Source organism: Methanosarcina subterranea (genome assembly GCF_055385895.1).
On record NZ_AP042426.1, the window covers coordinates 2264594 to 2279763 of the forward strand.

Consider the following 15170-nt stretch of genomic DNA (forward strand, 5'->3'; position numbering starts at 1 on the left):
CATTTCCATATACTGATGTTTCCAAATGATTATACTATATAGGACTTACACACTAGCAGGCAAACCTATAGTTTTTCCGGTTCTGTTGCAAAAATCACAAACATAGAAATAAAAATTTAGTTTCACAGAAATAAAATTTAGTTTCAAGGAAATGAACATAAAAAGCAGAATATTCTCAGATAACATTTTTCAATTTTCTTTTATGTAACACACTATTTAGCAGGAAACAAAGAAAACGTATAGGTTTTGTCAGAAAACCTTTGTATTCTGATTCGATAAAAATTAATTTCTCCGGACCCACAAAGGAAATTTTAAAGAGCTTCTTATTGTCATGCTAGCCATATAATGTCGTACGAAAATTTTCAATCAAAATTTACATTTTTGAGTTTTGTATAGAAGGTCGGAATGATTAATAAGAGGTGTGAATTATGGGATATTGTATAGAGAATTTTCTATTAAATGGCTTGAATGCTGTTGAGAAATAAATTGCTGAACAGTATTCAAAAGTGAGATATTTAGGGGTTGCAAACATGTTTGGACTTGAGTCCGGAGTATAGTGGCTACAAATTAGAAGTGGTATTCTTGAAAGAAATTAAGAAAAGAAGCAGGAATATTTTACTAATTATATTTGCATTTTTAATTTGCTCAACTGTTATTCTAATTGCTCTAACTTATCCGAGTTACCACGAGACGATGACGGAAGCAGAAAAGCAATTGCTTGCGAATAGTACTATTTTGAAAACAGAGTATGGGGATATTGAGTATACTGTAGAGGGAGAAGGAACTCCTATCTTACTGCTACATGGCGCAGGAGGAGGTTATGATCAGGGACTCTGGGCGGGCAAAGTGTTTTTCGAGGACAGGTATAAATTCATCTCGGTTTCACGATATGGCTATCTTCGATCATCCGTTCCGGATAATGCTTCAATTGACTCGCAAGCCGCTGCTTATAAAATTCTTCTGGATAATTTAAGCATAGATAAAATAATTGTTGTTGGCGTATCAGCTGGAGGTCCGTCAGCCACCCAGTTTGCAAACGACTATCCTGACAGATGCTCAGCATTGATATTGATTTCTGCTGTAAGTATGGGCCCGGCATCAGGTGACCAGAACCCTTTTTATGTTAGTATTATTCACATTATCCAGCAATCTGATTATGTATACTGGCTCTTCACAAGATTTTTTCAATCTACAATTTTGGAGCTGATGGGAATTCCATCACAGGTATATGAAACGTTTAGCCCGGAACAGAAAGAACTGGCACAGGAAATGCTTGATATAATGCATCCAATGTCTCAAAGGTATAAAGGCACTGTAAACGATGAAAAAATGATTGAATTTTATACCGTACCTGCAGATAATCTTAGTGCACCAACATTGATTATCCATGCTAAAGATGATGCGCTGGTAACTTACAAACATGCGGAAAACGCTCACAACAAAATAGACCAATCGCAGCTTGTGTTATATGATACTGGAGGTCATGGAATGATATCTCAAATGAACGGGACGAGGGTGCTTGTGAAAGAATTTCTAAGCAAATCGGCTTATTAAACTGCATGGACCTTGACTCTGAAATTTAACTAACCTTCTCCAAAGGCTGCTGGGAATTGTAAGGCTGAGATATGGGAAGATCTCTTTAAGTTGTACTATGAGATTATCTGAGAAAATGTCAACCAGGCTTGAGGGAGTCCTCTAAAATTTATATAGAGATTATTGGATAATACAGGATTTTAAAAAATACATAAAAATCAAAGACCATATCGTTTCCTTAAGTTTTCAACCGTACCCACTTCTATAGCTTCCTGTTTTTCTATTTTCTTCAATTTTTCAATGTACTCAGGTTTTAACTCTGGCTCTAAAATCTCTTCTTCATACTCTTCAGCCATTTTATTTATCGCAGCACTTTTGTCTTTTAAAACCGTATTTCGCCTTGATAATATTAAAAATTCGATTAGTACGCTCATCAATATTTATAATCGCTTGAACCATATATATCCCATATTAATGGTAAGTTAATGCCATATTAATATATACCGTTCTGCCTCACTAAAGGATAATTCATTTGGATTCGGTTAAGGTTTAAAACGTCAAAAAGTGCTATTTATTATATTCTATATCCAGGAATTATGTTAGAAAATCGCCATACGTAGTATTCGAAGTTGTGCATAAAATTCGTTAACCGATACCAAAAGAAGGATAATTATGTTCTCCGGATCCACTAGTGTCGCGTCAGCGATGAAATGTCGTATCTAATCGATTACAACTATTCAGAATCATTTAATCCTTAAGCATTGACGCGACACTAGAGAAAAGGTTACAAGAATGGGGGATGCTGAGAGCATGAACCAATAAAAAATGCTTTTCACTACTTTTTTATTGTCACTACATCTAAAAAACAATAGTTTCTAAATACACACATTTAGAAGCCCTTTCAGTTAAAAAGGAACAGGTCTTAGCACAAAACCTGTGCATTGGGAAGAGGAAAAGGCCAGGTTATATATTCTCATAACAGATCCCTGTCTTGACGTGAACCTAAGAGGCATGGAATAATCAATACTTTTTTCAAACATTTTCAAATATTTGTTTAAATCTAAAAATGTGGATCTGATTGAATACGGAAATTTGCCAAGATTTGATTTCTACTGGCTTTTTGACTCCTGACTTCCATAATTTCCAGAAAAACCGCTTAAGGAAACGGTAATGTATGAGATCTATGGTGAAAATAGGTCGTGAAACTAAAAAGGAAATCATTGGTCATCGGTTAAATATAAAAACACATACTGGAGTGATTCTCTAACGCTTAACCGATGACGCATGAGGAGTTATCTGTAGACCGGGAACATTTTGTTTGCTCATTATACCGTTTGGAGAGCCAGTATAATCCGGTTCCTTACCTATTGGTTCAAGTGTATCAACCCATTTCACTTGTCGCTGATTACGATCCTTACGATAATTCAACTTTCGTTTCTCCATGATAGTCTTTCCCTTGCAGATTGATCAAATTAGGTTTTTGATCTTTTCCACGTTGTCTTGCAGGCTTCACACAGTTTTGTTACCAAAATGCATGCTGCAATAGGGATATCCTGAGCAAATAGGATAGCTTGTAGCAATCCATAATTCAGCTTCTTGTCGCACCTCCTTTTTCAGCATGATTCACAATCCTCGAACTTTTCTCAAGGATTGAGAATTGGGGAATTTTAATCCGCCGAAAAGGGGGAATTATTCACTGCCGTTGACAACGTCAAACTCAGGTTTCAGGGTAAAAATGTACAAATTAGATGAGGCTTATTTCCCTCATCTAATTGTTTTCTGCATCGAATTCAGCTAACTTTTATTACTTTATTCTCTCTGTTATTGCCTCCTTTTACACATGTATATTGCAAGTAGCCCGGTAATGCCATAAACTACTTCAAATCCAGGCGCATTAGCATTTTCTTCCTGCTTCGTCTCTTTTTCAACATTTACCTCTGTATTTCCAGTGTTTTGTCCAACGTCTTCAGTGTTAGGCTCAATCTGTATTTCAGTGACAGCTTCTTCCTCTGTGTTTTCATTTACTTCAATGTTTTTTGAAGGTTTAGAGATTACACTGGCGCTGCCAGTGCCTCCACTGCCATGTTGGGTGCTACGAGTGTCACTACTGCTGTCACTACTGCTGTCACTACTGCTGTCACTATCTGCTGAGCTAAGGACAATCAGTTGTTTTACACTGCTGCTTTCGTCCGGAAGTTCGTTGCAGCTTACTGTTGCTGTATTGTCGATGAACCCATCCCCACCACCATTATTGGTTATGTCTGCTCGGGTTACCGTATAATTTCCGCAGAATTTCCATGTCTCCCCTGGATTCAACACTCCTGGGTCAATATCATCTCCAGCTGGTCCTGTCAGTGTAATCAGAGAATCTTTCACTGAAATTCCTGTCAAGTCCACCCTACCCTCATTCTTTACCGCAACCTGATACTCTATTATGTCTCCAGGCTTATTGATTATACAGTCTCCGGCATTATCGACTCCGATTATTGATTTGTATATGCACAAATCCATCTTCTGAGCTACAGGCTGCTCTATGCTGCAGGTCTCGGCAGGGAGTTCATTGCAGCTCACAGTTGCCGTGTTGTTTATATATCCATCTCCGCCAACGTTACTGTTTATGTCCTCTTCGGTTACCATATAATTTCCGCAGAATTTCCACGCCTCTCCTGGATTCAACACTCCTGGGTCAATATCATCTCCTGCAGGGCCTGTCAGTGTAATCATCGGGTCACTTACTGAAACTCCCGACAGGTCCGTATTGCCTGAATTCTTCACCACTATCTGATATTCAATTATGTCTCCAGGTTCATTGAGTATACAATCTCCTGCCTGATCAACTCCGATTATTGACTTGTATATGCAGTATTCAGGTTTTTCATGTATTGGTATCTCTTCTATTGGCACTTCAACGCTGTCAGATATTGGGCACAGCTGATCACAATCAACAGTTGCCGTATTTTCAATGAACCTGTCTCCTTCGCAATCACAACCAACAGTTGCCTTATTTTCAATGAACCTGTCTCCTTCGCAATTACCGTCTATATCTGCCTGAGTAGCAGTGTAAATTCCAGTATAGACCCATGTTTCCCTTATTTCGAGAATTCCATCAGAAGTCAGAGACTCTGCTGGTCCATTGATACATTCAATGAGAGAATCAGTTACTATTACGTTTGTCAGGTGAACGTTTCCTGTATTAGTAACTGTAATCCGGTAGCAGATTGCATCTCCAGCTTTTGTTACTGTTCCTGCGGGTCCATTTCCTGCAACATCAGTAACTGTTTTTTCAATTATGTAATCCGGATACTGTACAGCTGTTACTGTTTCATTATCAGTGTTAGAAGTGATTGTATTGTTCCCGAAAGTACCTGTTGCATACGCTGCATTGGTTATTGATCCTGAATCCAGATCTGCCTGAGTTATTGCGTAGTTAGCAGTCCCTGTAACACTTTGTCCAGGTATCAGGTCTCCGGCTGTTATAATCACGGTTCCTAGTATGCTGTCTGTAACCACGATAGGGCCTTTAATGTTTACATTTCCATAGTTAGTCACAGTATAGGTGTACGTGATAATCTGTCCTACAGTACTGTAAGTTGTTGGAGATGCTGACTTTCCTATTATCAGAGCTGGAAATGCACATGGACCCTGTACAGCTGTTACTGTTTCATTATCAGTGTTAGAAGTGATTGTGTTGTTCCCGAAAGTACCTGTTGCATACGCTGCATTGGTTATTGATCCTGCATCCAGATCTGCCTGAGTTATTGCGTAGTTAGCAGTCCCTGTAACACTTTGTCCAGGTATCAGGTCTCCGGCTGTTATAATCACGGTTCCTAGTATGCTGTCTGTAACCACGATAGGGCCTTTAATGTTTACATTTCCATAGTTAGTCACATTGTAGGTGTACGTGATAATCTGTCCTACAGTGCTGTAAGTTGTTGGAGATGCTGACTTTCCTATTATCAGAGCTGGAAATTCACATGGACCCTGTACAGCTGTTACTGTTTCATTATCCGTGTTTGAAGTGATTGTATTGTTCCCGAAAGTACCTGTTGCATACGCTGCATTGGTTATTGATCCCGCATCCAGATCTGCCTGAGTTATTGCGTAGTTAGCAGTCCCTGTAACACTTTGTCCAGGTATCAGGTCTCCGGCTGTTATAATCACGGTTCCTAGTATGCTGTCTGTAACCACGATAGGGCCTGTAATGTTTACATTTCCATAGTTAGTCACATTGTAGGTGTACGTGATAATCTGTCCTACAGTGCTGTAAGTTGTTGGAGATGCTGACTTTCCTATTATCAGAGCTGGAAATTCACATGGACCCTGTACAGCTGTTACTGTTTCATTATCCGTGTTTGAAGTGATTGTATTGTTCCCGAAAGTACCTGTTGCATACGCTGCATTGGTTATTGATCCCGCATCCAGATCTGCCTGAGTTATTGTGTAGTTAGCAGTCCCTGTAACACTTTGTCCAGGTATCAGGTCTCCGGCTGTTATATTCACGGTTCCTAGTGTGCTGTCTGTAACCGTGATAGGGCCTGTAATGTTTACATTTCCAGAGTTAGTCACATTGTAGGTGTAGGTGATAAGGTCTCCTACAGCAGAATACGTTGCTGGAGATGCTGACTTTCCTATTATCAGAGCTGGAAATTCACATGGACCCTGTACAGCTGTTACTGTTTCATTATCCGTGTTTGAAGTGATTGTATTGTTCCCGAAAGTACCTGTTGCATACGCTGCATTGGTTATTGATCCTGAATCCAGATCTGCCTGAGTTATTGTGTAGTTAGCAGTCCCTGTAACACTTTGTCCAGGTATCAGGTCTCCGGCTGTTATATTCACGGTTCCTAGTATGCTGTCTGTAACCGTGATAGGACCTGTAATGTTTACATTTCCAGAGTTAGTTACATTGTAGGTGTACGTGATAATCTGTCCTACAGTGCTGTAAGTTGCTGGAGATGCTGACTTTCCTATTATCAGAGCTGGAAATTCACATGGACCCTGTACAGCTGTTACTGTTTCATTATCCGTGTTAGAAGTGATTGTATTGTTCCCGAAAGTACCTGTTGCATACGCTGCATTGGTTATTGATCCTGCATCCAGATCTGCCTGAGTTATTGTGTAGTTAGCAGTCCCTGTAACACTTTGTCCAGGTATCAGGTCTCCGGCTGTTATATTCACGGTTCCTAGTGTGCTGTCTGTAACCGTGATAGGACCTGTAATGTTTACATTTCCAGAGTTAGTTACATTGTAGGTGTACGTGATAATCTGTCCTACAGTGCTGTAAGTTGCTGGAGATGCTGACTTTCCTATTATCAGAGCTGGAAATTCACATGGACCCTGTACAGCTGTTACTGTTTCATTATCCGTGTTAGAAGTGATTGTATTGTTCCCGAAAGTACCTGTTGCATACGCTGCATTGGTTATTGATCCTGAATCCAGATCTGCCTGAGTTATTGTGTAGTTAGCAGTCCCTGTAACACTTTGTCCAGGTATCAGGTCTCCGGCTGTTATATTCACGGTTCCTAGTGTGCTGTCTGTAACCGTGATAGGGCCTGTAATGTTTACATTTCCAGAGTTAGTTACATTGTAGGTGTACGTGATAATCTGTCCTACAGTGCTGTAAGTTGCTGGAGATGCTGACTTTCCTATTATCAGAGCTGGAAATTCACATGGACCCTGTACAGCTGTTACTGTTTCATTATCCGTGTTAGAAGTGATTGTATTGTTCCCGAAAGTACCTGTTGCATACGCTGCATTGGTTATTGATCCTGCATCCAGATCTGCCTGAGTTATTGTGTAGTTAGCAGTCCCTGTAACACTTTGTCCAGGTATCAGGTCTCCGGCTGTTATATTCACGGTTCCTAGTATGCTGTCTGTAACCGTGATAGGACCTGTAATGTTTACATTTCCAGAGTTAGTTACATTGTAGGTGTACGTGATAAGGTCTCCTACAGCAGAATACGTTGCTGGAGATGCTGACTTTTCTATTATCAGAGCTGGAAATTCACATGGACCCTGTACAGCTGTTACTGTTTCATTATCCGTGTTTGAAGTGATTGTATTGTTCCCGAAAGTACCTGTTGCATACGCTGCATTGGTTATTGATCCTGAATCCAGATCTGCCTGAGTTATTGTGTAGTTAGCAGTCCCTGTAACACTTTGTCCAGGTATCAGGTCTCCGGCTGTTATATTCACGGTTCCTAGTGTGCTGTCTGTAACCGTGATAGGGCCTGTAATGTTTACATTTCCAGAGTTAGTTACATTGTAGGTGTACGTGATAATCTGTCCTACAGTGCTGTAAGTTGCTGGAGATGCTGACTTTCCTATTATCAGAGCTGGAAATTCACATGGACCCTGTACAGCTGTTACTGTTTCATTATCCGTGTTAGAAGTGATTGTATTGTTCCCGAAAGTACCTGTTGCATACGCTGCATTGGTTATTGATCCTGCATCCAGATCTGCCTGAGTTATTGTGTAGTTAGCAGTCCCTGTAACACTTTGTCCAGGTATCAGGTCTCCGGCTGTTATATTCACGGTTCCTAGTGTGCTGTCTGTAACCGTGATAGGACCTGTAATGTTTACATTTCCAGAGTTAGTTACATTGTAGGTGTACGTGATAATCTGTCCTACAGTGCTGTAAGTTGCTGGAGATGCTGACTTTCCTATTATCAGAGCTGGAAATTCACATGGACCCTGTACAGCTGTTACTGTTTCATTATCCGTGTTAGAAGTGATTGTATTGTTCCCGAAAGTACCTGTTGCATACGCTGCATTGGTTATTGATCCTGCATCCAGATCTGCCTGAGTTATTGTGTAGTTAGCAGTCCCTGTAACACTTTGTCCAGGTATCAGGTCTCCGGCTGTTATATTCACGGTTCCTAGTGTGCTGTCTGTAACCGTGATAGGGCCTGTAATGTTTACATTTCCAGAGTTAGTTACATTGTAGGTGTACGTGATAATCTGTCCTACAGTGCTGTAAGTTGCTGGAGATGCTGACTTTTCTATTATCAGAGCTGGAAATTCACATGGACCCTGTACAGCTGTTACTGTTTCATTATCCGTGTTAGAAGTGATTGTATTGTTCCCGAAAGTACCTGTTGCATACGCTGCATTGGTTATTGATCCTGCATCCAGATCTGCCTGAGTTATTGTGTAGTTAGCAGTCCCTGTAACACTTTGTCCAGGTATCAGGTCTCCGGCTGTTATATTCACGGTTCCTAGTATGCTGTCTGTAACCGTGATAGGGCCTGTAATGTTCGCATTTCCATAGTTAGTCACATTGTAGGTGTACGTGATAATCTGTCCTACAGTGCTGTAAGTTGCTGGAGATGCTGACTTTCCTATTATCAGAACTGGAAACGCAGATGGACCCTGTACAGCTGTTACGGTTTCATTATCCGTGTTTGAAGTGATTGTATTGTTCCCGAAAGTACCTGTTGCATACGCTGCATTGGTTATTGATCCTGCATCCAGATCTGCCTGAGTTATTGTGTAGTTAGCAGTCCCTATAACACTTTGTCCAGGTATCAGGTCTCCGGCTGTTATATTCACGGTTCCTAGTATGTTGTCTGTAACCGTGATAGGGCCTGTAATGTTTACATTTCCAGAGTTAGTCACATTGTAGGTGTAGGTAATAAGGTCTCCTACAGCAGAATACGTTGCTGGAGATGCTGACTTTCCTATTATCAGAGCTGGACTTTGATTAGCTGTTACTGTTTCATTATCCGTGATAGAAGTGGTTGTATTGTTCCCGAAAGTACCTGTTGCATACGCTGCATTGGTTATTGATCCTGCATCCAGATCTGCCTGAGTTATTGTGTAGTTAGCAGTCCCTATAACATTTTGTCCAGGTATCAGGTCTCCAGCTGTTATATTCACGGTTCCTAGTGTGCTGTCTGTAACCGTGATAGGGCCTGTAATGTTTACATTTCCAGAATTAGTCACATTGTAGGTGTACGTGATAATCTGTCCTACAGTATTGTAAGTTGTTGGAGATGCTGACTTTCCTATTGTCAGACCTGGACTCTGTATAGCTGTTACTGTTGCATTATCCGTGTTAGAAGCGGTTGTATTGTTCCCGAAAGTACCTGTTGCATACGCTGCATTGGTTATTGATCCTGCATCCAGATCTGCCTGAGTTATTGTGTAGTTAGCAGTCCCTATAACACTTTGTCCAGGTATCAGGTCTCCGGCTGTTATATTCACGGTTCCTAGTATGTTGTCTGTAACCGTGATAGGACCTGTAATGTTTACATTTCCAGAATTAGTCACATTGTAGGTGTAGGTAATAAGGTCTCCTACAGCAGAATACGTTGCTGGAGATGCTAACTTTACTATTGTCAGAGACCTGATTTGACAAGGACCAGCAAACTTCTGAATGCGCTGATTGTCCGTATCTCCAACAAAAACATTGCAGAATGGATCTACAGCAACACCATGGGGATTATAAAATAGTCCGTCAGCGGAGCCCAGAGAACCCCATTGGGTAACGTAGTTGCCGTTGCTGTCAAATTTCTGAATGCGATTATTGGACGTATCGGCAACATAAACATTGCCCAATGAATCTACAGCAACACCATATGGACTATATAATTGTCCGTCACCGGTGCCAAAAGAACCCCATTGGAGAAGGTAGTTGCCGTTGCTATCAAATTTCTGAATGCGATTATTGAACGTATCGGCAACATATACATTACCAAACGAATCTGCAGCAACAGCATATGGACCAGTAAATTGTCCGTCACCGGCGCCAAGAGAACCCCATTGGAGAAGGTAGTTGCCGTTGCTGTCGAACTTTTGAATGCGTTGATTGTCCGTATCTGCAACATAAACATTACCAGACGAATCTACAGCAACACCATGTGGGTTAGAAAAAGTTCCATTAGATGCACCTCCACCACCCCATTGGGTAATGTAGTTGCCATTGCTATCAAATTTCTGAATGAATTGATTGGATGTATCAGCAACGTAAACATTACCAGACGACTGATCGACAGCAACACCATGTGGACTATAAAAAGTTCCTGCACCTGGTCCTCCGCCACCCCATTGAGTAATATAAGTACCGTCGTTATCAAACTTTTGAATACGCTCATTAGAGGTATCAGCAACATAAACATTACCAGATGAATCTACAGCAACGCCCCAAGGACTACTAAATAGCCCAGGACCAGCGCCACCAGAGCCCCACTTAGTAACAAAAGTATAAGCTTCAGCATGCGTAACAGAAGCGCTCATCAATCCAAGAAATAATAAAATCAAACCGAATGACATTATCTTAAAGACATTAGCTTGTTGAAATTTCACATTTATACCTCCCTGATTTTACAAAACTTGTTCCCGTTAGGTTGACTGTAACTCCAAAAGAACAGTGGCTGTAACAGTGTTTGTGGCTGTGTTAATCACAGAAACATTGTTGAGATTTCACATTTGTACCCTCCCTTATTTTGTAAATGACCAAGAAAAAAGTCTTAAAAAATATCGGTTTACTGATGCTGAAGTGGTTTTTATAGTCAGTTCCTCAGTGGTCAGATCCGTCTAAACATAAATTTTTTTACAGAGACATCAGGCGCCAAACTATATAAATTTATTTAAGGTCTGATATTAATATAATACTGATGGCTAAATATCAGGGGCGGAAGAGCTTTTAGTAATATCTGCATAACGTTAGGTCATTGAACAGACATGGAAATGAACGAATCAAAAAAGTAACATTCTGAAGTGTACTTTAAGCTGACTTTCCGCAGATCTCTACTCAAAAGTAGTATTTTTCACAATTTTTCCCCCTCAACCTTATTATCTTGCCCTTAACTTCATCCGTGTTGACAATTTGAGTTACTACTTTTGAGTCCACTTCCATTTTTACTTCTGTAATCTCCCTCATTAGCATGAAAGCCCATTTCAATGTGGGCTTTTGACCGGAGTTTATACTTTATAGTATAAAGCCACATCAAGCGACATGATCTACATAGGGTCTAACAAAAAATTAATTATGTTGGGTAACAATTCCAAGCATTTTAATATAAAACCGACAAATATAGAACCAATTAAATAAATCGGTGTGGCACAAAAATAGTTAATTTCCCACTATATGGGGTCTAACACAGGATCTCTGTAACAAGACGCCCTATTATGGTTTCTTTAGTATAATATGGTGAAAATCATATAAGAGCCTATCCGAAAAGTAGAATAACTACATTTTAGGGTAATGTTGATTAGTGGTAACACGAAAAAACGGACATGACTACGAGATCTCTGATGAATTCTGGAATAAAATCAAACCATTATTACCTTTCCCTAAACCCAAAAAGAAGCCTGGAAGACCTCGAAAAGATGATAAGAGAATACTGAGTGGCATTTTATATCTCCTTCGTACTGGTTGCCAATGGAAATCTTTGCCACGATTTTATGGAGCTCCAAGCACTGTCCATGATCGGTTTCAGGAATGGCAAAGATCGGGGTTATTTGAGAATATGTGGAAAGCTGGTCTAGTGGAGTATGATAATCAAAACGGATTAGAATGGGAGTGGCAAGCAATTGACGGTGCTATGACAAAAGCTCCACTAGGTGGAGCTGGGACCGGAGCAAATCCAACTGATCGTGGCAAAAAAGGTACAAAAAGAAGTCTGTTAACAGATGGTAAAGGTATACCACTATCGGTTACTGTTGATGGAGCAAATCGTCACGATAAAAAGCTTGTAAAAGAGACTTTAGATGCCATTATTTTTGAAAGACCTTCTCCCGACAAGGAAATTCAGAATATTTGTATGGATAAAGGATATGATTTTCCCGATATCAGAGAATTGGTTAAAGAATATGGTTATACTGCCCATATCAAAAGCCGTGGAGAGGAAAACATAAGAATAGAGGTACCAGGTTTTAGGGCAAGAAGATGGGTTGTGGAAAGGACACATTCTTGGATAAACAGATTCAGAAGACTGCTTATAAGATGGGAAAAGAAAATTGAGAATTACCTTGCTATGCTACATTTAGCATGTGCATGGATGACATTTAGAGCAGCGGGACTTTTCGGATAGGCTCTAAGTATCAATCGGTGGGCTAGTTCAATATGTGGCGACGCCAAAATTGAACGAAACAAGTTTGGAACTTAATTAATTTCTTGTTAGACCTACATAATATCCATAGCTGCACCACGATTTTTATGAGATCTTATAAACTCCGGTTTGAGTTTCTTTTTTAACCTAGTACCGTGAAAACCCAAATGTTGAACATATATTTTGATGACTACTATCAGCTGATATTGTTTTGATCTAAGTTGATGATCCATAATTAAGTTTTCATGGTACTAGTGTCGAGTCAGCGGTAAAATGTCGTATAAAATCAATTCATGCGTCTTCGGTTAAGTGAGGAATCATAATAATTGCATCCATTTCCATAACAGATGTTCAAAATTTAACATATAGGGGGATGGAGCAAGGTGTCGATTTTAGGTAAATTGGGCAAAATATGAGGCAGACTTCTGGTACAAAATCGACAGCTCTCAGGCAAGAAAATTCCTTAACCGATGACCAATGAAAATCAATTACAACTATTCAGAATCACTCAATCCTTGAGGATTGACGCAACACTAGTACCGTGAAAACCCAAATGTTGAACATATATTTTGATGACTACTATCAGGTGATATTGTTTTGATCTAAGTTGATGATCCATAATTAAGTTTTCATGGTACTAGTGCATCGATTCCTAATTAACGCTATTTTAGACTGTGATTCCACCAAGCATTTCATCCATTTCTTCCATTTTATATCTCCACGTAAATAGAACTTGCTTTTCGTTAATCTGGTTTATATATTGACTGATTCTTTCTTTTAATTCATTCATTGAGTCTACTCTTATTCCTCTCAACACGCTCCTCACCATTTTACTGAAAAAACTTTCGATGATATTCAGCCACGAAGCATGTTTGGATGTGAAAATCAAAGTTGCGCTGGCGCACCCCGCTGCAAGCAACGGGGTGCGCCACCGCTCTGGTTATAATGTAATTGAGCCTTTGCCAATTTCTCTATTAATGCTTTAAAATTAAATTAAAAGCATTAAATTCCCTTTTTTAAGAAAAAATTACTTCTACTTGCTCAGATATTCAACCTTCTAAAAGCTCCTGGTGCTCTTATCAGGTCATGTCTTCCAATCTTAAAAGCCGTAAGTGCCGTAAGTAACGCGGCAATATTACTTATCGACACATAAGTTTTGGCCCATAAACTCCCTCTTGTCGGTGTTTTTGATCTATTGTATCCAACAACATCGTTTGAATTTTTCCTTTCAACAGTGGTTCTGATACTGTATAATTTTCCAAGTAATTTATGATAAATTCTTGGGATGTATTGTGCTCTGAAATGGGTTCCCTTTTCTGTTTTTAATATATTTCCAACACTATTAGCTCTTGCAGCTATGATTGGAATAATCTCCTTCTCGATTACAGTTTCATTGGATAGATAACTGTCAGGTCCTGCATCAGCGATCACAAAAAACGGTTTTTCTATTGTTGATCTCATACACTGGTTTATTGTATCCTGAAATATTGTGTTGTCATTTTTACTGGCATTTACTGCATCCCAATAAATAGGTAAGCCCCACCAGCTATCAACAATACAGGTATCAGTGTATCCTGTTCCTGATAATACACTATATCTACCTGTTTTTTTGACATAATGTCCAGCGTCGGGATCGGAAAGGTTTCCGGTCTCTTTATTCTTTAAACCACTGCAATTACACTCAAAAAATCTTCGATCCCAAACCCAGATTTTATCGCCAATAAGGTGAAGATTTCTACATTCTTGTATCAGTAGTCCTCCATATTTGTCCAGATAAGGAGAAATCATTTTTAGGTTTCGTCGATAAGAGGAAAGAGTAATCTTTCCTCTGCTTTTGATTTTTAATTCCTGCCTTAAAGCTTGATTCTGATTGTAATCTCTGATGAATGATTCAAGATTAGAGTATCCAAGTTTGCATCTTGATACTTCTAACTTGAAAATGTTATTGAAAGATAATTCTTCAAGTTGAGGGGTATATCCCATTGATACCTGAAGGTTATTGAAATAAGAATCAAGCGAAGGGTTTAATTCAAAAATGTTCCTCAAATATCCTCTAAATTTTTTAAGATTTTGAAAAGCGAGTATTTGATTCCAGGAAAGGACATTTTCCATATAGTCCTTACTCTTCACAATTAAAGGTTTAACCCTGTAAGAGATATTAATTTTCCGTTTAAGGACATTTATCATGTCTTCAAAGAAATCGGAAAGTATTCTTTGAGATGTAGATATGATACAACGTCTACTGTTTTCCGCTTTTTTCTTATTCTTTTTATCACTCTTCAGGAATATGATTTTAAATTTTGAATTTTTAGAAAGAAAATGATCTTTGAAAGTGGCTGAACATATTGGTTTTTCAAAAAGGTTTCCTATAAAGTTTGTAAGTGTTGACTGATTAAAGTGAATAGTAAGGATTCTTGAATTATCCTTTTTGTCTTCGAATTTTCTTCCAAATATCTTTTCATATTTTTTCTTGCCTTCAACACTCTTCAGGCTTACAACTATTGTTTTTGTAATCTCTAAAAAATCACTCAATTGAAGCAAAAAATACTTATATCCCTTACCAACAATTTTTATCATGGATTA

General features: G+C 39.1%; 5 protein-coding genes and 2 pseudogenes. 2 read left to right on the forward strand and 5 right to left on the reverse strand.

The window, feature by feature from the left end; all coding sequences use genetic code 11:
- The first annotated feature begins 573 nt into the window (after positions 1–573).
- A complete protein-coding gene (locus tag ACZ5A8_RS09970; protein ID WP_464534092.1) occupies positions 574–1554 on the forward strand; it encodes an alpha/beta fold hydrolase in 981 nt (326 codons plus the stop codon).
- Between the two features lie 197 nt (positions 1555–1751).
- Here ACZ5A8_RS09970 and ACZ5A8_RS09975 read toward each other — a convergent pair whose 3' ends face one another.
- From ACZ5A8_RS09975 to ACZ5A8_RS09985, 3 genes and pseudogenes are all read right to left on the reverse strand, one after another.
- Positions 1752–1967: a DUF2683 family protein gene (locus ACZ5A8_RS09975; RefSeq protein ID WP_464533674.1), complete on the reverse strand. Its 216-nt coding sequence runs from the start codon at positions 1965–1967 to the stop codon at positions 1752–1754.
- Positions 1968–3354: 1387 nt separating this feature from the next.
- On the reverse strand, positions 3355–10839 hold the full coding sequence (locus ACZ5A8_RS09980; RefSeq protein ID WP_464533675.1) for a DUF7507 domain-containing protein: 7485 nt from the start codon (positions 10837–10839) through the stop codon (positions 3355–3357).
- 448 nt (positions 10840–11287) lie between these two features.
- A pseudogene (locus tag ACZ5A8_RS09985) lies at positions 11288–11449 on the reverse strand (IS1634 family transposase); the annotation flags it as partial.
- Positions 11450–11750: 301 nt separating this feature from the next.
- Between ACZ5A8_RS09985 and ACZ5A8_RS09990 the strand changes: the two are divergent.
- A complete protein-coding gene (locus ACZ5A8_RS09990) occupies positions 11751–12569 on the forward strand; it encodes an IS5 family transposase (RefSeq protein ID WP_464533676.1) in 819 nt (272 codons plus the stop codon).
- Between the two features lie 685 nt (positions 12570–13254).
- Here the strand turns inward: ACZ5A8_RS09990 and ACZ5A8_RS09995 are convergent.
- Both ACZ5A8_RS09995 and ACZ5A8_RS10000 read right to left on the reverse strand, forming a co-directional pair.
- Positions 13255–13470, reverse strand: a pseudogene (locus tag ACZ5A8_RS09995) (IS630-like element ISMac13 family transposase); the annotation flags it as partial.
- A gap of 158 nt (positions 13471–13628) precedes the next feature.
- Positions 13629–15164 carry a transposase gene (locus ACZ5A8_RS10000; protein WP_464533678.1) on the reverse strand — a complete coding sequence of 512 codons (1536 nt, stop codon included), beginning with the start codon at positions 15162–15164 and terminating at the stop codon, positions 13629–13631.
- Positions 15165–15170: the final 6 nt, after the last annotated feature.

Coding starts and splice junctions, on each gene's coding strand:
- ACZ5A8_RS09975 (WP_464533674.1), bottom strand. CDS start 1,967: ATGAGCGTACTAATCGAATTTTTAATATTATCAAGGCGAAATACGGTT.
- ACZ5A8_RS10000 (WP_464533678.1), bottom strand. CDS start 15,164: ATGATAAAAATTGTTGGTAAGGGATATAAGTATTTTTTGCTTCAATTG.